The organism is Streptomyces ziwulingensis, from assembly GCF_039542605.1.
Classification (GTDB): domain Bacteria; phylum Actinomycetota; class Actinomycetes; order Streptomycetales; family Streptomycetaceae; genus Streptomyces; species Streptomyces ziwulingensis.
In genome coordinates, this window is sequence record NZ_BAABIG010000058.1 from 34,440 (window position 1) to 55,701 (window position 21,262).

Below are 21,262 nucleotides of genomic sequence, written 5' to 3' on the forward strand. Positions count from 1 at the left end.
ACAGCAGGGACGAACTCCTCGCCGCGGCGGTGCGGCTGCGCGAGCGGCACCCTGCTCGCCGCCACCAGCGAGGACCCCGAGGTGCGCCGGTACCGCGGCGCCATCGAGTACTACGCCCAGGATCTCGACGCCACCGTCCGGTGACCGGGACGTCCGTGTCAGGTCCGGGCGGGGCCCGCGACCGACGCGAGCATTCCCTCCGCCTGTGCCGCGAGGCCGTCCGCGCCGCACGCGCGGGCCAGGTCCAGGCCGCGTTCCAGTTCGGCGGCCGAGCGGGCCGCGATGCCGTACTCGACCCGGGCCGCGGCGTGTTCGTACCGGCAGGGCGAGGACTCCAGGTAGGCCGCCGCCTGCGCGGTGAGCCGGACCGCGCGCCGGCCGGTCTCCAGCGCGGCGGCGCAGCGCAGCGCCTCCCCTATGGCGGTGTCGGTGCCCAGCCGCTCGGCCCGGCGGCGGGCGCCGGAGGCGAGCCGGGCGGCGCGGCCGGGGTCCTCGGCGGCGAGGGCGCGGGCGAGGTCGACCGCCCAGGGCGCCACCACCGGGTTGTGGTGGCCGCGGGCCGCGGCGGCCTTCTCCGCGCCCTCCAGTTCGTCGACACCGTCCTCGGTGCGGCCCACGGCGAGCAGCAGCCGGCCGCGTACGGAGCGCGGGTCGGGCAGCACGATCGTGGTCGGGTAGGGCGGGGCGAAGTCGTACTGCTCGGCGACCGCCCAGGCCTCGTCGACGTGGCCGCGGGCGAGGAGGGTGTCGACCAGGTTGCACGTGGCCGACCAGTACAGCGGCAGTCCGCGGCCGACCCGTTCGGCCAGGCGCAGCGACTCGCGCAGGGACGCCTCGGCCTCCCGCAGCCGGCCGCGCCTGCGGTGGCCGAGACCGACGTAGGCGTGGGCGAGAGCGAGATGGCCGCCGCTCCAGCCGGCCGTCTCGTAGGCGCGCAGGGCCTCGGTGAACAGCGCCTCGGCGCGGTCCAGGCGGTCGGTGTAGACGTACGCGCTGGCCAGCATCATCAGCAGTTCCAGGCCCCACTCGGTGTCGGTCCAGCCGAGACCGGGCGCGAGGCGGCCGTTGACGAGGGCGCGGTCGCAGACCTCGGCGACCTCTTCGGCGCTCTCGCCGTGGGTCATGGCGTCGAAGCCGCGCAGGATGAGCAGCGCGCGTTCGGCGTTGTCGCGTCCCGCGCAGGTCCGGGCGAGGCCGGCCAGGCGTGCGGAGCGGCCCGGCGCGGCGGTCTCGCCGGCGTGGATGCCCTCCCACATGTACTGGACGGCCTGGAGCCGCAGTCTGGCGGGGCCTTCGGGGAGGCGGGCCGCCTCCGTCTCGACGGTGCGGACCGCCTCCTCCAACTGGTTGTTGTGGAGCAGGGCCTGGGAGAGTCGGAAGACGGCGTCGACGCGGGCGCCGCCGTCCAGGCCGGGCATGCCGAGGGCCGCGCGCAGATGGGCGATGGTCCGGGCGGGCGCGGTGAGCAGGGTGGCGCAGCCCAGTTCGTACAGGACGCGCGCGTGGCTCTCGGGCGCGGGCGGTTCCGCCAGGGCGCGTTCCAGGCAGTGGCGGGCCGCGTCGGGGGCGCCGACGGCGAGGTGTTCGCGGGCGGCCTCGCGGAGCTGCCCGACCAGTTCCTCGTCGTCGTCCGGGTGGACCTCGACGAGGTGGCGGGAGGCGGCCGCGGCGCCGAGACCGGAGTCGGTGACGAGCTGGGCGGCGATGCCGTGCATGGCGCGGCGCAACGCGTCCGGAATGGATTTGTAGACGGCGGTGGCGATCAGCGGGTGGACGAACTCCAGGTCGCCGTCGGCGGTGCGGCCGGTGCCGGACTCGGGTTCGGTGAGGATGCGGGCGTCGCGCAGCAGTTCGGCGCTGAGTGCGGCGTCCTGGCGGTCGAGGGTGGCGAGCCGGGCCACCATGTCGACGGTGATGCCGGTGCCGAGGATGGCGGCGGCCCAGGCGAACTTGGTGGCGTGGATGCCGAGTTGTTCCAGGCGGGCGACGAGGCCGCCACCGCGGGCGGCGCGGTTCAGGGCCCGCAGTTCGGCGGCGTGCGACTCGACCGGCCGCAGGTCGCTGTCCTGGACCTTGGCGAGGAGTTCGACGGTCTCGTAGGGGTTGCCGCCGGTGACGGCCCACACCTCGCGGCAGAACGGGTTGTCGGCCTCGGGGCCGAGGGTGGCGCGGGTGAGTCCGGCCGTCGCGTCCGGGGTGAGGGCGCTCAGCGTGGCCGGGGCGGACGCGGCGGCGGCGACCGCGGCCAGGTGGCGGGCGCTCGCGCCGGTGGCGTCGTCGGCCCGGTAGGCGACCACGACGAGGACCGGGAGTTCGTCGAGGCGTTCGGTGAACGCGGCGAGCCAGCGCAGGGTCTCCTGGTCGGCCCAGTGCACGTCGTCGAGGAGCAGGACCAGCGGCCAGTCGCGGCGGGCCAGCCGGCGCACCGCGACGACCAGTCCGTCGCACACGCCCTGCGGGTCGGCCTGCCGCTCGCCGGGGTCCGTTATGCCGAGGGCGGGGCCCGCGATGCCGTACCAGTCGCCTAGGTACTCGCGCGCCTCCTCGGGGAGCATCGACACCAGCGCGGGCTGCAGCAACTGCCGTACGACGTTGAAGGGGACGGATCTCAGGGTCTCGCCGCCGCGTGCGGACCAGACGGCGCAGCCGCGGCTCTCGGCGATCCGGCGGGTCTCCGCCAGCAGGGCGGTCTTGCCGAACCCGGCGTCGCCCCGGAACACCAGCAGGGTGCCGCCGGACGCCCGGTCCGCGCACAGGGCGTCGACCGCCCGTGCCACGGCGGCGACCTCCTCGTCGCGCTCCCACAGGGAGGCCGGGGCCGCGACCCTGGGCCGTACCTCCGTCATCCCGCTACCTCCCCGCATCGGCCGAATGACGTACACGGCTTGAGCCTAGCCGTCCGGGTGCCCCGGCGGCTCGTGCTCACGCGGGCTGTTGCCCTCGCGGGTGACTTCGGGTAACGGCTCCCGGCGAGAAGCGGACGGACCGACTCCCGCCCCTCTCATACGACTTTCACCGACGCCTCATACGGTGGGGACATGACGCAGGAGACTCCTCCCGGGTGGTACCCGGACCCCGGGCAGACAAGTGACGGTCCCGCCACCGAGCGCTGGTGGGACGGCAAGGTGTGGACGGACCGGATCCGTCCTGTGGGAGATTCCCCGGAGCGGGCGCCCGAGGACGGCGCGGCGGGCGCGGGGACGGCGGGCGCGGTCGGCGCGGTGGAGGGCGCGGTGGGCGAACGGCCCGCCGGGGCGCCCGAGCCCGCCGGGTCCGCGGCGCCCGTGCCCGGGTATCCCGGTGGCCCGTCGGCGCACCCGGTGTACCCCGGGTATCCCGTGCATCCGGGATACCCGGGGTACCCGGTGCAGCCGCCGCCCCCGCGCCGGCGCGGGCTGCGCACCGGCATAGCCGTGGCCGTCGCGGCGGCGGTGCTGGCCGGCATCGGGGTGGGCGTGTACGCGCTGGCCGGCGACGGGGGTTCGGGCAACGGCGACACGGCCGGCACCCAGCAGCGGCCCGGCCCGCGCGGGCAGGACGGCGAGGGCATGCCGCAGGACCCGTTCGGCGGGTCGGGCGGCGCGTCCGGCGGCGGATCGGGCGGGTCCGGCGGCTCGGGCGGCTCGGGCGGGTCCGGCGGGCAGTCGCCGGCGCCGGAGGGCTCCGAGGCGCCCAGGATCGAGAGCGGGTCGGTGCCGGACGCGGTGAGCGGTATCAGCATCCCCGTCCCGGAGGGCTGGTACGGCCAGGAGCTGACGGTCGGCGCGCAGGTCTCCTCGGACGACTCGTACAAGTGCCCCGGGGACACCTCGGCGACGTGCACCAAGGGCGGCGCCTACTCGGCGCCCGCGATGGTGCTGGGCACCAAGGGCAGCACCGCGGAGGAGATCGCCAAGGCGGACATCTCGGCCAACGCCGAGGAGTCCTACGGCGGCAAGAGCTACGGCTCGATCACCTCCCACGACGTGCTGTCCTCCAAGGCGGTCACGGTGGCCGGGCAGAAGGGCTACCAGGTCCGCTGGAAGGCGGTCACGAGCAAGGGCTCCGACGGGTACGTCCAGTCGCTGGCCTTCCCCTCCCCCGCCAACCCGCAGCAGATCGTCGTGGTCCGCTTCGGCGTCGACGTCGGGGAGGAGCAGTCCGTCCTCGACGAGATCACCGAGGGCATCAAGGTGTCGACGGGCGGCGGCAGCGGCCAGGACGTGTGACAGCCGGGTCCCGGTGACCGGCGGGCCGGTCACCGGGACCCGGCCAGTACGTGTGCCGGCCGGGTGGGACGCCCTTCCGCTCAGAGGGCGGCCCACCCGGCCGGGGGTGCGCGCCGCCCCCGTCCCCACGGTGCGGCGCGGACAGACCGCCGTCCAGTCATCCCACGGACGGCGGCCTGGGTCTTCAGGTCAGGCCCAGCGCGGGCAGCACCACGGCCTCCACGAATCCGGCGAGGTACTCCGCGTCGGCCTGCTCGCCCTCCACCATGGGCCGGGTCCGCAGCATGCCGAACATCTGGGCGGGCACGTACGGCAGGGCCGGGTGGTCGGCGGCGATGTCGCCCCGGGCGACCCCGCGGTCCAGGATCTCCCGCAGCGCGGCGATCTCCGGGTCGACCAGCGCCTCGCGCAGCGCCAGCTTCAGCTCCGGGTCCTGCATGATCGCGTGGCCGAGCGCCTGGAGCAGTCCGATGTCCTGGTCCGACCACTCGCCGGTGGCCCGCGCCGCCTGGCGCAGGTCATCGGCGAGCGAACCGGTGTCGATACCGGCGAACCGCACCCGCCGGTGCGAGCGCAGGGCCGCCGCCACGAACTGCGGCTTCGTCTTCCACTGCCGGTAGAGCGTGGACTTGCTGCACCGGGTGGTGGCGGCGACACCGTCCATCGTGACGGCGTCGTACCCGCACTGGCGGATCTGCTCGACGACCGCGTCGAAGAACTCCTGCTCACGCTCGGGCGTGAGCTTGGAGCGGCGTGAGGCGCCGACCGTTTCCGGTCCCTCCGCGGCCTGCGGCGTCATCGGTGCTGCTCCTCGCTCGGTTCCGTGGTGTCCATTGTCTCGTCAAGCCATCGATACGCCAGTGTACCGGTACTCGACCGTATCGGTACACTGGCGTATCGGAACGAGATCGTATCGATGAGACGAAGGGGGCGGGGATGAACGCCCGCACCGCGCCGGCGGACGCCGGGCCGGAGATACCGGCCAGGCCGCCGCTGGTCCGTGAGCTGCTGCTGGTCGCGGGGCTCTTCCTCGTCTACAAACTCGGGCGGCGACTCGCCACGGGTCATACCGGCGAGGCGTTCGGCAACGCGCACCGCGTCTGGGACCTGGAACGGTGGTTCCGGCTGCCCGACGAGGGCCTGGTCCAGTCGCTGCTGCTGCACGGCGACGCCGTGGTGGGGGTGGCGAACACCTACTACGCCACGGTCCACTTCCCGGCCACCGTCGCCTTCCTCGGCTGGCTCTACCTGCGGCGGCCCGCGCACTACGTGTGGGCCCGCCGGGTGCTGGCCGCGGTGACCGGCGCGGCGCTGGTGCTGCACCTGGTGTTCCCGCTGGCCCCGCCGCGCATGCTGGCCGCGACCGGCCTGGTGGACACCGCCCGGGTGTACGGGCCGTCGGTGTACGGCCCGCCGCAGGCCGACGGACTCTCGAACCAGTTCGCCGCGATGCCGTCCCTGCACTTCGGCTGGGCGCTGATGGTGGCGGTCGGCCTGATCGCCGCCACCCGGTCGCGGGCCCGGTGGCTGTGGCTGCTGCACCCGGCGCTGACGCTGCTGGTGATCGTGGGCACCGCCAACCACTACTGGCTGGACGTCCTCGTCGCGGCGGCGCTGCTGGGTCTCGCGCTCGCGGTGATCCGCGTGCCGCGCTCCCGGCCGGTGCCGACCGCGCCGGTGCGGGCGGCGCCGGTCCTGGTCGGAGCGGGCCGGTGAACGCCGCGCTGGTCGCCGTGGTCCTGTCGCTGGTCTCCGCCGTCGCCTACGCCGCCGCGGCCGTCGCCCAGGAACGGCTCGCCTCGCGCAGCCGGGGCACGGGGGTACTGCGGCTGCTCGGCAGCGGCGCGTGGTGGTGGTCGGTCACACTGAACGCGGCGGCCGCGCTGCTGCACGTCGTGGCGTTGAAGTACGGCCCGCTCACCGTCGTCCAGCCGCTCGGCGCGCTCACCCTGGTCGCGGCGGTGCCCCTGGGGGCGCGGCTGGCGGGCCGGCGGGTCAGCTCGGTCGAGTGGCGGGGCACCGGACTGACCCTGCTCGGGCTGGGCGCGCTGCTCCTGACGGCCTCCGGTCCCGCGCCTGAGGACGTACTGAGCGTGCCGGAGGCGCTCACGGTGGCGGGTGCGACGGCGGCGCTGATCGGTGTGCTGTCCCGGCCGGGCACCCGGCCGGGGCTGCGGCACGCGAGCGCGTCGGGCATCGCCTCGGGGGTCGCCTCCGCGCTCACGCAGACGGTCACGGTCGCCGCCACGGACCGCTCCGGGCCGCTGCTCAGCGGCCAGGTGATCGGGGTGGCGGTGCTGGTGGCGGCCTTCGCGGTGGGCGGGCTGATGCTGTCGCAGACGGCGTACCGGGGCGGCCTGGGGGCGCCGCTCGCGGTGGTGACCCTGGCCAATCCGGTGGCCGCCGCGGTGATCGGCGTCAGCCTCCTCGGTGAGCGCCTCAGGGGCGGCGCGACCGGTCTGCTGCTCGCCCTGACGGGCGCGGCGCTGGCGGCCTGGGGCGTACTGCTGCTGACCCGCGCGACGCCGGCACCGGTGTCCGCGCCGCCCCCGCCGGCGTCGGCACCGGCGGGGACCGGACCAGGACCGGCGGTCTCGCCCGGCTCCCCGGTCCCCGGCTCCCCGGTCCCCGGCGTGCCGGTGCCCCGGCAGCCGCAACAGCGATCACAACCGCAGCCGCAGCCGGGGCCGGGGCACCTCACGGCGCTCTGAGGAGCCGGGCGGCGGCTCAGTCGGTGACGAGGGCCGGGTCGCTCACTCCCGCCCGGCCGTTCTCGACGTGCCCGGCGAAGCGCCGCCGGAACGCCGGGTCGGCCTCGGAGGTGACCGTCAGGTCGTACCAGCGGCGGCTGGCCGTGAGGTCGACGGTGTGCCGGACGGTGGCGCCCGGGCGGACGGAGAGGGTCCGGGGGCGGCGGCCGTAGGCGTCGGTGAGCCGCAGCCGGACGGTGCCGGAACCGCGGTTGGTGAGGGTCAGCTCGACGTCGTCCCGGACGTGGCGCGCGGTGACCTCGGGACCGGCGGTGCCGGCGGCACCCCGGAAGACCCGCAGGAAACCGTTGGGCCCGTGCACGGTCAGGTCGTGCTCACCGCCCGAGTACGCCGCGTTCCAGGTGTCCGAGAGGCGCTTCCCGGCCTCCGTGGTGTACGTCCAGGGCCCGTCGGTGCGGTTGCCGGACGTGACGAGGAAGGCGGCGCCGGCCTCGCGGCCGGAGGCGAAGGTGAGCGCGAGCGTCCCGGCCGCCGGGTCGGCCGAGGCGTCGACCAGCGGCGCGTACCGCAGCGGACGGGCGGGACGCGAACCGCGCTCCTGGCGGGGCATGCCGGGCTCCGCCGGGGGCGTCGGACGGTAGTCGGGGTGCCGGTCGCGGTCCTGCGGCTCGTAGTCGTCGGTGTCGGGCAGCCGGGCCGGGCGGCTGTTCTCCCGGGAGAAGTCGAAGGCGGCGGTCAGGTCACCGCAGATGGCCCGCCGCCAGGGCGAGATGTTCGGTTCGCGGACGCCGAAGCGGCGCTCCATGAACCGCAGGATCGAGGTGTGGTCGAAGGTCTCGGAGCAGACGTAGCCGCCGGTGCTCCAGGGCGAGACGACCAGCATCGGCACCCGCGGGCCGAGCCCGTAGTGGCCCTCGGCGTACCGGGTGCTGCCCGGGAAGACGTCGAGGGAGACGTCGACGGTGGAGCGGCCCTGCGCGGCGGACTTCGGCGGCAGCGGCGGCACCAGGTGGTCGAAGAAGCCGTCGTTCTCGTCGTAGGTGATGAACAAAGCCGTCTTCGCCCACACCTTCGGGTTGGCGGTGAGCGCGTCCAGGACCTGGGAGATGTACCAGGCACCGTAGTTCGACGGCCAGTTGGAGTGCTCGCTGAACGCCTCCGGGGCGGCGATCCAGGACACCTGCGGCAGCCGGCCGGCCTTGACGTCGGCCCGCAGCAGGTCGAAGTAGCCGTCGCCGTTCTTGACGTCGGTGCCGGTGCGGGCCTTGTCGTACCAGGGGTCGCCCGGCTTTGCGTCACGGTACTTGTTGAAGTAGAGGAGCGAGTTGTCGCCGTAGTTGCCGCGGTAGGCGTCGCTGATCCAGCCCCAGGAGCCGGCCGCGTCGAGGCCGTCGCCGATGTCCTGGTAGACCTTCCAGGAGATCCCGGCCTCTTCGAGGCGCTCGGGGTACGTCGTCCAGTCGTAGCCGAGTTCGTCGTTGCCGAGGACCGGGCCGCCGCCCTTGCCGTCGTTGCCGGTGTGGCCCGACCACATGTAGTAGCGGTTGGGGTCGGTGGAGCCGATGAACGAGCAGTGGTAGGCGTCGCAGACGGTGAAGGTGTCGGCGAGGGCGTAGTGGAAGGGGATGTCCTCGCGGGTCAGGTGCGCCATCGTGGTGGTGCCCTTCGCGGGCAGCCACCGGTCGTACTTGCCGTCGCGGTACGCCTGCTGGCCGTCGGGCCAACTGTGCGGCAGGCCCTCCAGGAACCGCATGCCGAGGTCGTCGACGTCCGGGCGGAAGGGCAGCACCTCCTTGCCGTCCTTCGCCTGGTGCCAGACCGACTTGCCGTTGTCCAGGGTGACCGGGTGCGGGTCGCCGAAGCCGCGGACGCCTCGCAGGGCACCGAAGTAATGGTCGAAGGAACGGTTCTCCTGCATGAGGACGACGACGTGCTCGACGTCCTCGATCGACCCCGTCCGGTGGTTCGCCGGGAGCGCGGCGGCCCGCTGGATGCTCGCGGACAGCGCGCTGAACGCCGTGGTGGCGCCCGCTAGCTGAAGGAATCGGCGCCTGTTGACTTCGGACATGGGGTATGGAGCCTCTCGCCTTGGGGGGTGCTCGGCCACCCGGATCGTGAGGTGACGTGCGCGCTGAGAGTTTTCCAGGGGCACCGAACGAGAGGGAAGGGTGCGATGGCGCGCGTGTGAAGGTCGGCGGTACGGGCGGGGTGCGGGCGGTGCCGGGGCGCGCCGCGCGCCTGTCAGGCGTCCCGCGGCACATTTCGCGCCTCCCCCGCCACACACCCCGCGTCCAGGCGCAGTCGCCACGTGTTGCGGCGGTGCGCGGCCTCGAACTCCGCCTGAAGCGGTGAGGGCGGTACGGCGAGGACCGGACGGACGGCATGGGCGACGCAGTAACGACTCGTGGAGGGCCACAGTGCCCGATGCAGCCGGCTTCGCCGTCCGGTGCCGACGACGAGCACATCGCCTTCCTCGCGGGCGAGGGCGACCAGAGCCGGTCCGGGGGCGCCCCGGGCCACCAGAGCCCGCACCGGCACCTCGCGGCGGTATGGGCCGAGGACGTCGTCCAGCGCCTTGAGCAGCCGCTCGCCCGCCAGCCGCTCCCACTCCTCGGTCAGGACGGGCGCGCCCGGTGACCGGCGCGAGGTGAGTTCACCGCCGGGGGGCTGCCAGGCCAGCACCGGCCACAGCTCCGCGCCCCGGCAGCGCGCCTCGTCGGCGGCCCGGGCCAGAGCGGTCAGACTCCCCAGGGAGCCGCTCACCCCGACCACGACCCGAGCGGCGGTGCCTGGATGGGACCGGGACATCGCTTCCCCGTTCTGTGCTGCCGCCGCGAACCGTTCCCCGGTCGGCGGACCTCTGTCGGAACCCGTCCATCACACCTCCCCGCCCGGGTCGCCGGAAGCCGTCCCGACGGTTCTTGGCGCGCTTCTGACGGCCGGTCCCCCGCCGTGCCGGCACCGGCCGTCAACGTCCCGTCAACATCGTCAGCATCCCGTCAACATCGTCCGCGGCGTCGTCAGCGTCCCGTCAAGAAGCGCCCCGGACACCGGGGCGACGGGCATAGCGTCGAGGACGTGCCCCGGTCCGCCTCCCCGGGCCGGGGCCTCAGACACCCGTCCACGTCCCTGCGCACACCGCAGGCTCCGGGAGTACCCATGACAGACCCGCTGTACGGCGAGGACCCCGAGCCCTCCGAACTCTCCCCGGCCGGACTCCTGTACGTCCCGGTCCGGCCGGGCCCCTCCGCACGCGCGACCCGGCTCTTCCGTACGCCGCTGGGCCGGCGTACGGCCGTCGGCTTCACCTCCGAGCGCCGGCTCGTCGCCACCCTCGGCTCCGAGCAGGCGTGGATCCGGCTGGCCGAGCCCGCCCTGCGCGCACTGACCGCGCCCCTGGGCGTCACCACCGTCACGGTGAATCCGCAGTTCACCGCCCCGGCACCCGCGCCGGTCGGGGCCACACCCGCCGAACCGGTGCCCGCCCCCGCGCTACGGGCCGGCTGAGAAGGGACGCACGCATGACCACCGTCCGCATACCCACGCCCCGGCCCACCGCCGCCGACCTCTCGGTGTGGCCCGCGTCCACCAGCGAGTCCGCCCACGGCGACCTCGCCGTGGGCGGCGTACCTCTCACCGAGATCGCCGGCCGCTTCGGCACCCCCGTCTACGTCCTCGACGAGGCAGAGGTCCGCGAACGCTGCCGCACCTACCGCGACGCGTTCCCCGAGGCCGAGGTCCTCTACGCCGCCAAGGCGTTCCTGTGCCGGGCCATGGCCCACTGGATCGACGAGGAGGGGCTCGGTCTCGACGTCTGCTCCGCCGGCGAACTGGAACTCGCCGTCACCACCGGTTTCCCGCCCGAACGGATCGTGCTGCACGGCAACGCCAAGTCCCCGCGCGACCTCGACACCGCCCTGCGCCTGGGGGTGGGGCGCATCGTCATCGACAGCCCCTCGGAGATCGCGCGGCTGGCCGCCGCCGTGGGCCCGGACGGCCACCAGAAGGTGATGGTCCGGGTGGTGCCCGGCATCAGCGCCGGCGGCCACGAGAAGATCCGCACCGGCACCGACGACCAGAAGTTCGGCCTGTCCATCGCCGACGGATACGCCCAGCACGCCATCGCCCGCATCCTCGACCAGCCCCGGCTCGAACTGACCGGCCTGCACTGCCACCTGGGCTCCCAGATCACCAGTGTCAAGCCCTACCTCGTCGCCGTACGGCGGATGGTCGGCCTGATGAGGCGCCTGCGCGAGCAGTACGGCCTGGTCCTGCCCGAGCTCGACCTCGGCGGCGGCCACGGCATCGCCTACCGCCCCGGCGAGCAGGCCCTCGACCTGACGACCCTGGCCCGCAGGGTCCGGGCGGAACTGGCCGACGCCTGCGCCACGGCCGGACTGCCCGAGCCGCGCCTGCTCATCGAACCGGGCCGGGCCATCGCCGGCCCGGCGGGCGTCGCCGTCTACCACGTGCTGGCCGTCAAGCACACGGGCGACCACGTGTTCGTGGCGGTGGACGGCGGCATGAGCGACAACCCGCGCCCCGCCCTGTACGGCGTCCGCTACGCGCCCCGCCTCGTCGGCCGGCGCAGCACCGCGGCGCCGGCCCGGGTGACCGTGGTGGGCCGGCACTGCGAGGCGGGTGACGTGCTGGCGTCCGACGTGGACCTGCCCGGCGACGTACGCCCGGGGGATCTGCTCGCCGTACCCGTGGCCGGCGCGTACCACCTGTCCATGGCCTCCGGTTACAACCTGGTCGGCCGCCCGCCCCTGATCGCCGTACGCGACGGACACGCCCGCCTCCTGGTCCGGCGGGAGTCCCTGGAGGACATCCGCAACCGCGACGTGGGCCTGTAGCCTTCCGCCTTCCGCGGGGCGGAAGACGCGTAGCCACCCCGTGCCCCTCTCCCGCACGATGCGAGGACCACCCCGCGAGCACCACGGGACGAGCGGGCCGGGACCCGCACCACGACGGGAGCCGCATCCATGCCGCACGCCACCGCCTTCGCCCGGAACCAGTGGTACGTCGCCGCCCACGCGCACGAGGTCGGGCGGGAGGTGCTCGGCCGGACCGTGCTCGGCGAGCCGCTCGTCCTCTACCGCGCCGAGCGGGACGGCCGCCCGGTCGTCCTGTACGACCGCTGCGTGCACCGCCGCTTCCCGCTCTCCGCGGCCCCCAGCCGGCTGGACGGCGACCGGATCGTCTGCGGCTACCACGGGTTCACCTACGACACCACCGGCACCTGCGTCCAGGTGCCGGGCCGGCGAAGGGTCCCGCGCACCGCGCGGGTCGCCTCCTACCCGGTGGCCGAGCGGGACTCCCTGGTGTGGGTGTGGATCGGTGATCCGGCCCGCGCCGACCCGGACACCGTCCCGCGCGCCCGGCACCTCGACTCCCCCGGCTGGGTCACGGTCCGGGGCATGGAGGTGATCGACGCCGACCACGGGCTGCTGGTCGACAACCTCCTCGACCTGTCCCACGAGACCTATCTGCACGGCGGGTACATCGGCACCCCCGAGGTCGCCGGGACGCCGATCACCACGGAGGTCGACGAGGCCGCCGGCGTCGTACGGGTGAGCCGGCACATGGACGACGCCGAGTGCCCGCCGTTCTACGCGAAGTCGACCGGCGTCCGGGGCCGGATCGACCGGTGGCAGGACATCGAGTACCACGCCCCCTGCCTGTACCTGCTGCACAGCCGGGTCGCCCCCACCGGCGTGGTCCCGGCGCCCGACGGCGGCGACCCGCGCGCCTTCCACACCGAGATCACGTACGCCATCACCCCCTCCGACCACGGCAGGGTGTACGACTTCTGGGCGGTCTCCCGGGACTGGGCGAGGGAGGACGCCGAGATCACCGAGTTCCTGCGGCACAACAACCACACGGTGGTGCTGCAGGACGTCGACGCGCTCAACCTGCTCCAGCGCGCGCTCGGCTGCGAACGCGACGGCTTCCAGGAGCTGAGCGTCGGCATCGACGCCGGGGGCCTCGCCGCCCGCCGCATCCTGGCCCGGCTGGCCGAGGAGGGCGACTCGCCGCGGGGGAACGGTTCATGAGCCCGTACGAGACCGGACTCGTCGTCGCGGGCCTCGACCGCGTCGCCGAGGACGTGCTCGTGCTGACCCTGCGCCATCCGCTCGGCGAGCCGCTGCCCGCCTGGGAACCCGGCGCCCACGTCGACCTGGTCCTCGGCCCCGGCCTGGAGCGGCAGTACTCGCTGTGCGGGGACCCGGCCGACCGGCGGACCTGGCGGGTGGCGGTGGCGCGCGAGCGCGCCGGGCGGGGAGGTTCCGCCCAGGTGCACGAGCGGGTCGGACCGGGCGACCGGGTGCGGGTGCGCGGGCCCCGCAACCACTTCCGGCTGGAGCCGGCCGCGCGCTACCGCTTCGTGGCCGGCGGCATCGGCATCACCCCGGTCCTGCCCATGCTGGCCGCCGCGCAGGAGGCGGGCGCCGACTGGACGTTGCTGTACGGCGGGCGCACCCGGCGGTCCATGGCGTTCACCGGGGAGCTGAGCCGGTACGGCGCCCGGGTCACCCTCGCGCCCGAGGACGAGACGGGGCCGCTGGACCTCGCCCCGGTCCTCGCCGACGTGTCCGAGGGCACCCTCGTCTACGCCTGCGGTCCGGGGCCGCTGCTGGACGCGGTGGAGCGGCGGTGCCCGCGAGGCCGGCTGCGGCTGGAGCGGTTCCGGCCCGCGGCGCGGGCGCCGGCCGGTGCGGCGGAGTTCGAGGTGGTGCTCGCCCGCAGCGGCCGCACGGTCCCGGTGGCGCCGGACGTCTCGGTACTGGACGCCGTCCGGGCCGCCGGCGCCGAGGTGCTCTGGTCCTGTGCGGAGGGCACCTGCGGCACCTGTGAGACCGATGTCGTCGAGGGCACCCCGGACCACCGCGACTCGGTGCTCACGGACGAGGAACGGGCCGCCGGGGAGACCATGCTCATCTGTGTCTCCCGGTGCCGGGGGAAGCGGCTCGTCCTGGATCTGTGACGCCCGCGCACCCCCGCACGGGCATTGACCATTACTTCACCTGGGCCCTACGTTCCCGCTACGCACCTTCGTGCGGTTCGCGCACCGCCTCTCGGAGCACCTGATCCGGTCCACAGGGGGAGTCATGCGTCGTCTGTTCGTCGGCCTCACGGCCGTATCCGTCCTGGTCGTCGCCACGGCCTGCGGCTCGTCCGGCTCCGGGGGGCCGGACGGCACCGGCTCCTCCGGAGGCCTCACCACCGTCAAGGTCGGCCTCATTCCCATCGTCGACGTCGCGCCCCTGTATCTCGGCCGGCAGAAGGGCTTCTTCGAGAAGCACGGCCTGAAGCTGTCGCTGTCCAACGCGCAGGGCGGCGCGGCCATCGTGCCGGGCGTGACCGCCGGCCAGTTCCAGTTCGGTTTCAGCAACACCACGTCCTTGATGATCGCGCAGTCCCACAACGTGCCCGTGCGGGCGGTGGCCAACGGCATCGCCTCCACCGGGGAGCAGGGCAAGGACTTCGGCGCGATCACCGTCAAGGGTGACAGTCCGGTGCGGTCGCCGAAGGAGCTGGAGGGCAAGAAGGTCGCCATCAACACGCTGAAGAACATCAACGAGACCGCCGTACGGGCCTCGGTGCGCAAGGCGGGCGGCGACCCCGACCAAGTCGACTTCGTGGAGCTGGCCTTCGACCAGATGCCGGCCGCGCTCGACGGCGGGCGGATCGACGCGGCGATGGCGGTCGAACCGGCGCTGGCCACGATCAAGAACCAGGGCGGCCGGGAGATCGCCTCCGCCATGGTGGACATCGCGCCGAAGCTGACCGTCGCCCTGTACTTCACCTCCACCCGGTACGCGCAGCAGAACCCGGACGTGGTGAAGAGGTTCCAGGAGGCCACCGCCGAGTCGCTCGCCTACGCCGACAGCCACCCCGACGAGGTCCGCGCGGTCGTCACCTCGTACACCAAGATCCCGCCGGAGGTGCTGGCGAAGGTCACCCTGCCGAAGTGGCCGGCCGAGCCGAACCGCTCCTCCATCGAGGCGCTGGCCAGGCTCGGCGAGGCGGACGGCCTGTTCAAGCAGGCGCCGGACCTGGACGCGCTGCTGCCGTGAGAGGCGAGAACGCGGTACTGGGCGCGGCCGGACTCGCGGCCTTCCTCGCCGCGGGCGAGGCGGTGCCGCGGCTCGGCCTGGTCAAGGAGGAGTACTTCCCGCCGACCAGCCGGATCGCCGACGCCCTGGTCACGGAGGCCGGGGACGGCACCTTCTGGGCCGCGCTCGGCTCCACGCTCACCGGCTGGGCACTGGGCCTCGCGCTCGCGGCCGGCGCGGGGATCGTCGCCGGAGTGCTCCTGTCGGTGGTGCCGTATCTGCGCGAGGCCACCGCCTCCACCGTCGAGTTCCTCCGCCCGATCCCCTCGGTCGCCCTGATCCCGCTCGCCGTCCTCCTCTACGGCACCGAACTCCGCTCGGTCCTGCTGCTCGTCGTCTACGCCGCCTTCTGGCAGGTACTGATCCAGGTGCTGTACGGCGTCCAGGACGTCGACCCGGTGGCGGAGGAGACGGCGCGCTCGTACGGTCTCGGCGGCTGGGCCCGGGTCCGGTACGTGCTGTGGCCGACCGCGCTGCCGTACGTGATGACCGGGGTGCGGCTCGCGGCGGCCGTGGCGCTGATCCTCGCCGTCACCGCCGAACTCGTCATCGGCGCCCCCGGGCTCGGCGCCCGGATCGCGGTGGCGCAGACCTCGCAGGCGGTGCCGGAGATGTACGCGCTGATCGTGGTGACCGGCCTGCTGGGGCTGCTGATCAACGTCGGCGCCCGGTCGGTGGAGCGGCGGGCGCTGGCCTGGCACCAGTCGGTGCGCGGGGAGGTGGCGGTGTGAGGGCCCTGCTGCGGAACCTGCTGTTCACGCTCGCGCTGCCCGCGGTGCTGGTGGCCACGTGGTGGGTGGCCTCCGACGGCAGCCGGGACGTGTACTGGCCGCCGCTGCGGACCGTCCTGACCGCGTTCCCGGACGTGTGGACGGGCGAACGGCTGCGCGGGGACGTCTGGCCCAGCCTGTGGCGGCTGACGGCGGGGTACGCCCTGGCGGCCGTCGTGGGCGTGGCGCTCGGCACGCTCATCGGCTCCCACCGGCGGGTGCGGGCGGTGTGCGAACCGGTGCTCGAATTCCTGCGGGCGGTGCCGCCGCCCGTGCTCGTCCCGGTGCTCATGCTGTTCGCGGGGATCGGCGACACCATGAAGATCCTGGTCATCGCGGGCGGCTGCGTCTGGCCGGTCCTGCTCAACACGGTGGAGGGCGTCCGGGCGGTCGACGCGGTGATGGCGGAGACGGCCCGCTCCTACGGTGTCACGGGCGCGGCCCGGCTGCGGTACGTGGTGCTGCCCGCCGCGAGCCCGCAGATCTTCGCGGGGCTGCGCCAGGCCCTGTCGATCGGCATCATCCTCATGGTGATCAGCGAGATGTTCGCCGCCAGCAACGGTCTCGGCTTCACCGTCGTGCAGTTCCAGCGCTCCTTCGCCATCCCCGACATGTGGACCGGCATCCTCCTGCTCGGTCTGCTCGGTTTCGTGCTCTCGGTCCTCTTCCGGCTGGTCGAGCGGCGTGCGCTCGGCTGGTACCACGGCCGGCGCGCCGCCTCCCGGCGGTCCTGAGCCAAGCTCCTGAAAGGGCGTTCCATGCTCGACGTGCGCGGTCTGCGGAAGGTGTACGAGGGGTCCGGGCGCCGGATCGAGGCGGTGCGCGATCTGACGTTCAGCGTCGGGGCCGGTGAACTGGTCTGCCTGGTCGGGCCGTCCGGCTGCGGGAAGACGACCCTGCTGAAGTGCGTGGGCGGGCTGCTCGCACCGACCGGCGGTGAGGTGGCGCTGGGCGGGCGCGTGGTGGACGGCCCGCCGCCCGGGATGGCGTTCGTCTTCCAGGAGTACGGGCGCAGCCTCTTCCCGTGGCTGCGGGTCGGCGCCAACGTCGAACTGCCGCTGAAGCAGAAGGGCCTGAGTCCGGCACGCCGTGGGGAGCTGGTCGCCGACGCGCTCGCCTCGGTGGGGCTGGCGGACGCCGCCGGGGCCTATCCGTGGCAGCTCTCCGGCGGCATGCAGCAGCGCGTCGCCATCGCACGGGCCCTGGCCTACGAGCCGGAGGTACTGCTGATGGACGAGCCGTTCGCGGCGGTCGACGCGCAGACCCGGGCCGATCTGGAGGACCTGGTGCGGCGGCTGTGGCGGCAGCGCGGGATCACCATCCTGTTCGTCACCCATGACATCGACGAGGCGGTGTACCTGGGCGAGCGGGTGGTGGTGCTGTCCGCCTCGCCCACCGTGGTGCGCGAACAGCTCACGGTGGATCTGCCGGCCGAACGCGACCAGGCGCGCACCCGCGCCGCCCCGCGCTTCACCGAACTGCGGACCCATGTGTACGAGCAGATCCAGGCGGCGAAGCGCGGGGAGGCGGCCGGTCAGGGGGCGGCGGTCACGAAAGGTACGCCTCCACTTCGCTGAACTGGGCGGCCGGCCAGCCGGTGTTGCCGGTGACGTGCAGCCGCAGATGGCGGATGTGCGCGTTCAGCGCGACGGTGACCGTGTTGCCGGCGGCCGGGTCGAAGCGGTACTCCTTCGAGGCGGCCAGCGTCGCGTAGGCGGAGCCGTCGGTGCTGCCCTGGACGGACAGGGTCTGGGTGCGGGCGCCCCACGCCGGGGACGGCGGCAGCTTCAGCACCAGCCTGCGCACGGCCTGGGCCGAGCCCAGGTCGACCGTGAGGGACTGCGGGAAGGCGTTGTTCGCCGACTCCCAGTAGCTGTTCGGGTCACCGTCGACGGCCCGGCCGGCGGAGTGGACGTCCTGCTGGCCGGTGGCGGTGGCGGGGCGGCCCTTCGCCAGGTTGCGGTTCGGGTCGGGGCCGGGATTGCCCTGGCCGGGGGCGGGCCAGGTGGAGCAGTCCGCCCAGGTGGAGTTCCAGCCGGAGTTGCCGCCGCCGTCGGTCAGGGTGAAGGTGCCGGAGCCGGCCGGGTAGGGGCAGTTGTAGATGCCGGCCGAGCCGACGCCGGTGGCCGTCACGCCCCGGAAGGTGGCGGCGCCCGGGGTCTCGGCCTGGACGACGACCGTGCCCACTGCGGTCACCGTGGCGCCGTCCACGGTGATGTTCTTCGCGGCGAAGCCGCGTCCGCTGCCGGAGACGAACTCGAAGGCGCTGTAGGGGCTGTCGGTGACGGTGGTGCCGGTGATCCTGACCTGGGCCTCGATGGCGCTGTCGTAGGAGTCGACCCGCAGGGCGCCCATGGGGTGGTTCCAGTTGGGGTTCATGGCGCCGGCGCGCACGAGGGTGTTGCCGGCGACGGTGATGGTTCCGGCCAGGGGGTGGAACGGGTCGAGGAACTTCTGGTTGGAGATCGCGATGCCGCTGCCGAGCGCGTTGGTGTCGGAGATCAGGTTGTCCGCGACGGTGATGTCGGTGCCGCCGTAGATCGCGATCCCGTTGGCCAGGTTGGGCTGGCTGATGGTGTTGTTGGTGAAGCCGCTGTTCACGTCGGGTGAGTTCAGCGACCACATGGCGAGGGCGTCGTCGCCCTGGTTGCGCAGGAAGTTGTGGCGCACCCGCACGTTCCGTGCGCCGCCGTTGAGGTTGAGTCCGTCGGCGGTGGTGTCCAGGACGCGGTTGTTCTCCACCACCAGGTTGTCGTTGTTCCCGGTCAGCCAGAGCCCCACCTTGAGGTGCTGGAGCCACATCCCGGAGACGGTGCTGTCCGGGCCGAGCGAGCCGTTGACGAAGTTGTCGGGGCTGGTGTCGACGCGTTCGGTGACCTCGCCGATGACCGCGAAGTCCTTGAGGTGGACGCCGCCCGAGGAGCTGGACTGGTCGATGAAGCGGGAGCCGCGCACGACCGAGTGCCAGGGCCCGGCGCCCTGGATCGTGACGTTCTGGACGCCGTTGAGGGAGGAGGTGAGGCGGTACTCCCCGGGCGGTATCCACACCGTGCCGCCCCGCGCCGCGGCGATCGCGTCGCGGAACGCCTGGGTGGAGTCGCCCTGGCCGCCGGGGTCGGCGCCCCGGTCGGTGACGGAGATCGAACCGGCGGGTCTGCTCGCCGCCGCGGCCACCTGCTCGAAGTCGGCGACGTCCACGGTGACCTGGACGTTCGTCGCCTGGAAGGCCACCTTGTCACCGGCCTGGACGTGCTGCCCGAGGAGCAGGCGGCCGTTGTCGTAGAGGTGGTGGGTCTTGGCGCCGGCGATCCAGGGGGTGTCGACGTAGGAGTACTTCGAGGTGACCGGGAGCGTCCTGGCGAGCCTCTGGCCGTTGACGTAGACGTCGAGGGAGCCGGACTGGCCGTCGGGGACGCTGTAGGCGACGTTCACGGCGTTGGCGGCGCGGGGTGCCGTGAACTCGACGCGCTGACCGGTGTTCAGCCGGACCGCCTGCCGTCCGGAGGCTTCCGAGGCGAGGGTGCCCTGGGTGTGGTCGGGGCCGATCCTGGTGCCGGTGGAGGTGGCGGACTCCGCCTCGACGGAGGTGAACGGGAGGCTGGCGCCGGGGGCGGCCTGGGCGGTGCCGCTGGCGAGGGTGACGAGGGTGCCGGCGGCGAGGGCGACGGCGGTGGCGACAGCCGGCAGACGCCGGGCCCGTCTCATGGCGTGCGGGTGCGGGTGCATGGGTCGATCCCTTCTGAGTGGGGCAGGGGAACGCGGTGCAGGCGGGGAAACGCGGGGAAACACGGGAAAATACAGGGAAAGGGGCCTCGTGGTCCGGAGCCGGCCGCCGCAGGGCGGTGTCAGTGGCGCAGCCAGACCGCGGTGTCCTTGGGCAGCCGTCCGTCGGGGTCCAGCGGGCCGCTGGCGAGGAGCGTGCGGGTGTGCGGGGGGAGCGTGGCGGGCGGGTCGGCGAGGTTGACCACGCAGGTCGCGCCGGACCCGGCCCGGGTGAAGGCGAGGACGCCGTCGGGGGCGGGCAGCCAGGTGAGGGGCCCGACGCCGAAGAGCGGGCGCAGGCGGATCGCCTCGCGGTACAGGGAGAGCGTCGAGCCGGGGTCGGCGGCCTGGCGGTCGGCGGCGTACCCGGCCCAGTTCGCGGGCTGCGGCAGCCAGGGCTCCCCGCGGGAGCCGAACCCCGCGTGCGGCGCGTCCGCCGTCCACGGCAGCGGTACCCGGCAGCCGTCGCGGCCGGGGTCGGTGCCGCCGGAGCGGGCGTGCATCGGGTCCTCGATGCGCTCGCGCGGGATGTCGGCCTCGGGCAGGCCGAGTTCCTCGCCCTGGTAGAGGTAGACGGCTCCCGGCAGGGCCAGCGAGAGCAGGGCGGCGGCGCGGGCGCGGCGGGTGCCGAGGGCCAGGTCGGTGGGGGTGTCGAAGACCTTGGCGGCGAAGTCGAAGCCGGTGTCGGCGCGGCCGTAGCGGGTGACGGTGCGGGTGACGTCGTGGTTGCAGAGCACCCAGGTGGCGGGGGCGCCGACGGGGGCGTGTTCGGCGAGGGTGCCGTCGATGGAGGTGCGCAGCCGGGCCGCGTCCCAGGGGCAGGTGAGGAAGGAGAAGTTGAAGGCGGTGTGCAGTTCGTCGGGGCGCAGATAGCGGGCGAAGCGCTCGGTGTCCGGCAGCCACACCTCGCCGACGAAGATGCCCCCGTACTCGTCGGCGACGGCCCGCCAGCCCCGGTAGACGTCGTGCAGTTCGTCGCGGTCGACGTACGGGTGCGGGTCGCGGCCCGCGGTGAAGTCGGGCAGCAGCGGGTCCTTGGCCAGCAGGGCGGCGGAGTCGACGCGGACGCCGGCGACGCCGCGCTCGAACCAGAAGCGCAGGATGTCCTCGTGCTCCTGGCGGACGGCCGGGTGGGCCCAGTTCAGGTCGGGCTGCTCGGGGGCGAACAGGTGCAGGTACCAGTCGCCGTCGGGCAGCCGGGTCCAGGCGGTGCCGCCGAACTCCGACTGCCAGTCGTTGGGCGGGAGTTCGCCCTGCTCGCCGCGGCCGGGGCGGAAGTGGAACAGTTCCCGCTCGGCTCCGCCGGCCAGCGCCGCCCGGAACCAGGGGTGCTGGTCGGAGACGTGGTTGGGGACGATGTCGACGAGGGTGCGGATGCCCAGCTCGCGGGCCTCGGCGATCAGCTTCTCCGCCTCGGCGAGGGTGCCGAAGGCCGGGTCGACGACGCGGTAGTCGGCGACGTCGTAGCCGCCGTCCTTCATCGGTGAGAGGTACCAGGGGGTGAACCAGAGGGCGTCCACGCCGAGGCCGGCGAGGTAGGGGAGTTTCGCCCGGACGCCCGCGAGGTCGCCGGTGCCGTCGCCGTCGCCGTCCGCGAAGCTGCGGACGTACACCTGGTAGAGGACACCGGAGCGCCACCAGTCGGCGTCGGCGGGGTGCTGGGCAGGGGTGGGCTGTCCCACTGGGCGTGC

At 73.9% G+C, this 21,262-nt stretch carries 17 protein-coding genes; 11 read left to right on the forward strand and 6 right to left on the reverse strand.

Going from position 1 to position 21,262, the window contains the following annotated elements; genetic code table 11:
• Nucleotides 1–158: 158 nt before the first annotated feature.
• Nucleotides 159–2,846, reverse strand: a complete 2,688-nt coding sequence (locus ABEB00_RS26815) for an ATP-binding protein (RefSeq protein WP_345622914.1) — start codon at nt 2,844–2,846, stop codon at nt 159–161.
• A gap of 192 nt (nt 2,847–3,038) precedes the next feature.
• On the opposite strand from ABEB00_RS26815, the gene ABEB00_RS26820 reads away from it, so the two are divergent.
• Nucleotides 3,039–4,208 (forward strand): DUF2510 domain-containing protein, encoded by a 1,170-nt coding sequence (locus tag ABEB00_RS26820; protein WP_345622915.1) that lies wholly within the window; start codon nt 3,039–3,041, stop codon nt 4,206–4,208.
• A 184-nt stretch (nt 4,209–4,392) separates the two neighbouring features.
• Here ABEB00_RS26820 and ABEB00_RS26825 read toward each other — a convergent pair whose 3' ends face one another.
• Nucleotides 4,393–5,007, reverse strand: coding sequence for a TetR/AcrR family transcriptional regulator (locus ABEB00_RS26825; RefSeq protein ID WP_345622916.1), 615 nt, complete (start codon nt 5,005–5,007; stop codon nt 4,393–4,395).
• 137 nt (nt 5,008–5,144) lie between these two features.
• Between ABEB00_RS26825 and ABEB00_RS26830 the strand changes: the two genes are divergently transcribed.
• Together ABEB00_RS26830 and ABEB00_RS26835 are read left to right on the forward strand one after the other, a co-directional pair.
• Entirely contained in the window at nt 5,145–5,924 is a 780-nt protein-coding gene (locus tag ABEB00_RS26830) for a phosphatase PAP2 family protein (protein WP_345622918.1), read from the forward strand.
• On the forward strand, nt 5,921–6,919 hold the full coding sequence (locus tag ABEB00_RS26835; RefSeq protein WP_345622920.1) for a DMT family protein: 999 nt from the start codon (nt 5,921–5,923) through the stop codon (nt 6,917–6,919). The genes ABEB00_RS26830 and ABEB00_RS26835 overlap by 4 nt, the downstream gene beginning before the upstream one ends.
• Nucleotides 6,920–6,935: 16 nt before the next feature.
• On the opposite strand, the gene ABEB00_RS26840 is transcribed toward ABEB00_RS26835, so the two are convergent.
• Together ABEB00_RS26840 and ABEB00_RS26845 are read right to left on the reverse strand one after the other, a co-directional pair.
• Nucleotides 6,936–8,987: a phosphocholine-specific phospholipase C gene (locus ABEB00_RS26840; RefSeq protein ID WP_345622922.1), complete on the reverse strand. Its 2,052-nt coding sequence runs from the start codon at nt 8,985–8,987 to the stop codon at nt 6,936–6,938.
• Nucleotides 8,988–9,160: 173 nt separating this feature from the next.
• On the reverse strand, nt 9,161–9,727 hold the full coding sequence (locus ABEB00_RS26845; protein ID WP_345622924.1) for a universal stress protein: 567 nt from the start codon (nt 9,725–9,727) through the stop codon (nt 9,161–9,163).
• A gap of 351 nt (nt 9,728–10,078) precedes the next feature.
• Here ABEB00_RS26845 and ABEB00_RS26850 point away from each other — a divergent pair, with 351 nt between their 5' ends.
• The 8 genes from ABEB00_RS26850 (at nt 10,079) to ABEB00_RS26885 (ending at nt 17,386) form a co-directional block, all read left to right on the forward strand.
• Complete coding sequence (locus tag ABEB00_RS26850) at nt 10,079–10,426, forward strand: SAV_915 family protein (RefSeq protein ID WP_345622925.1); 348 nt, start codon at nt 10,079–10,081, stop codon at nt 10,424–10,426.
• 14 nt (nt 10,427–10,440) lie between these two features.
• Nucleotides 10,441–11,775, forward strand: coding sequence for a diaminopimelate decarboxylase (gene lysA / locus ABEB00_RS26855; RefSeq protein ID WP_345622927.1), 1,335 nt, complete (start codon nt 10,441–10,443; stop codon nt 11,773–11,775).
• 129 nt (nt 11,776–11,904) lie between these two features.
• Complete coding sequence (locus ABEB00_RS26860) at nt 11,905–12,975, forward strand: Rieske 2Fe-2S domain-containing protein (protein WP_345622928.1); 1,071 nt, start codon at nt 11,905–11,907, stop codon at nt 12,973–12,975.
• On the forward strand, nt 12,972–13,907 hold the full coding sequence (locus ABEB00_RS26865) for a PDR/VanB family oxidoreductase (RefSeq protein ID WP_345622929.1): 936 nt from the start codon (nt 12,972–12,974) through the stop codon (nt 13,905–13,907). Before ABEB00_RS26860 ends, ABEB00_RS26865 begins: the two co-directional genes overlap by 4 nt.
• Before the next feature lie 124 nt (nt 13,908–14,031).
• Nucleotides 14,032–15,000, forward strand: coding sequence for an ABC transporter substrate-binding protein (locus ABEB00_RS26870; RefSeq protein WP_345622930.1), 969 nt, complete (start codon nt 14,032–14,034; stop codon nt 14,998–15,000).
• Nucleotides 14,997–15,770, forward strand: a complete 774-nt coding sequence (locus ABEB00_RS26875; protein WP_345622931.1) for an ABC transporter permease — start codon at nt 14,997–14,999, stop codon at nt 15,768–15,770. Before ABEB00_RS26870 ends, ABEB00_RS26875 begins: the two co-directional genes overlap by 4 nt.
• Nucleotides 15,767–16,543, forward strand: a complete 777-nt coding sequence (locus tag ABEB00_RS26880) for an ABC transporter permease (RefSeq protein WP_345622933.1) — start codon at nt 15,767–15,769, stop codon at nt 16,541–16,543. Before ABEB00_RS26875 ends, ABEB00_RS26880 begins: the two co-directional genes overlap by 4 nt.
• 24 nt (nt 16,544–16,567) lie before the next feature.
• Complete coding sequence (locus ABEB00_RS26885) at nt 16,568–17,386, forward strand: ABC transporter ATP-binding protein (RefSeq protein WP_345622934.1); 819 nt, start codon at nt 16,568–16,570, stop codon at nt 17,384–17,386.
• Here the strand turns inward: ABEB00_RS26885 and ABEB00_RS26890 are convergent.
• Nucleotides 17,358–19,535 carry a galactose-binding domain-containing protein gene (locus tag ABEB00_RS26890; RefSeq protein ID WP_345622935.1) on the reverse strand — a complete coding sequence of 726 codons (2,178 nt, stop codon included), beginning with the start codon at nt 19,533–19,535 and terminating at the stop codon, nt 17,358–17,360. The genes ABEB00_RS26885 and ABEB00_RS26890 overlap by 29 nt on opposite strands.
• 119 nt (nt 19,536–19,654) lie before the next feature.
• A complete protein-coding gene (locus ABEB00_RS26895) occupies nt 19,655–21,253 on the reverse strand; it encodes a glycoside hydrolase family 13 protein (protein WP_345622936.1) in 1,599 nt (532 codons plus the stop codon).
• Nucleotides 21,254–21,262 lie beyond the last annotated feature (9 nt).

What these genes read in the sequence shown, in the direction of transcription:
- ABEB00_RS26815 (WP_345622914.1), bottom strand. Translation starts at nt 2,846, where the DNA reads ATGACGGAGGTACGGCCCAGGGTCGCGGCCCCGGCCTCCCTGTGGGAG.
- ABEB00_RS26820 (WP_345622915.1), top strand. Translation starts at nt 3,039, where the DNA reads ATGACGCAGGAGACTCCTCCCGGGTGGTACCCGGACCCCGGGCAGACA.
- ABEB00_RS26825 (WP_345622916.1), bottom strand. Translation starts at nt 5,007, where the DNA reads ATGACGCCGCAGGCCGCGGAGGGACCGGAAACGGTCGGCGCCTCACGC.
- ABEB00_RS26830 (WP_345622918.1), top strand. Translation starts at nt 5,145, where the DNA reads ATGAACGCCCGCACCGCGCCGGCGGACGCCGGGCCGGAGATACCGGCC.
- ABEB00_RS26840 (WP_345622922.1), bottom strand. Translation starts at nt 8,987, where the DNA reads ATGTCCGAAGTCAACAGGCGCCGATTCCTTCAGCTAGCGGGCGCCACC.
- ABEB00_RS26845 (WP_345622924.1), bottom strand. Translation starts at nt 9,727, where the DNA reads ATGTCCCGGTCCCATCCAGGCACCGCCGCTCGGGTCGTGGTCGGGGTG.
- ABEB00_RS26850 (WP_345622925.1), top strand. Translation starts at nt 10,079, where the DNA reads ATGACAGACCCGCTGTACGGCGAGGACCCCGAGCCCTCCGAACTCTCC.
- lysA (WP_345622927.1), top strand. Translation starts at nt 10,441, where the DNA reads ATGACCACCGTCCGCATACCCACGCCCCGGCCCACCGCCGCCGACCTC.
- ABEB00_RS26860 (WP_345622928.1), top strand. Translation starts at nt 11,905, where the DNA reads ATGCCGCACGCCACCGCCTTCGCCCGGAACCAGTGGTACGTCGCCGCC.
- ABEB00_RS26865 (WP_345622929.1), top strand. Translation starts at nt 12,972, where the DNA reads ATGAGCCCGTACGAGACCGGACTCGTCGTCGCGGGCCTCGACCGCGTC.
- ABEB00_RS26870 (WP_345622930.1), top strand. Translation starts at nt 14,032, where the DNA reads ATGCGTCGTCTGTTCGTCGGCCTCACGGCCGTATCCGTCCTGGTCGTC.
- ABEB00_RS26885 (WP_345622934.1), top strand. Translation starts at nt 16,568, where the DNA reads ATGCTCGACGTGCGCGGTCTGCGGAAGGTGTACGAGGGGTCCGGGCGC.
- ABEB00_RS26890 (WP_345622935.1), bottom strand. Translation starts at nt 19,535, where the DNA reads ATGCACCCGCACCCGCACGCCATGAGACGGGCCCGGCGTCTGCCGGCT.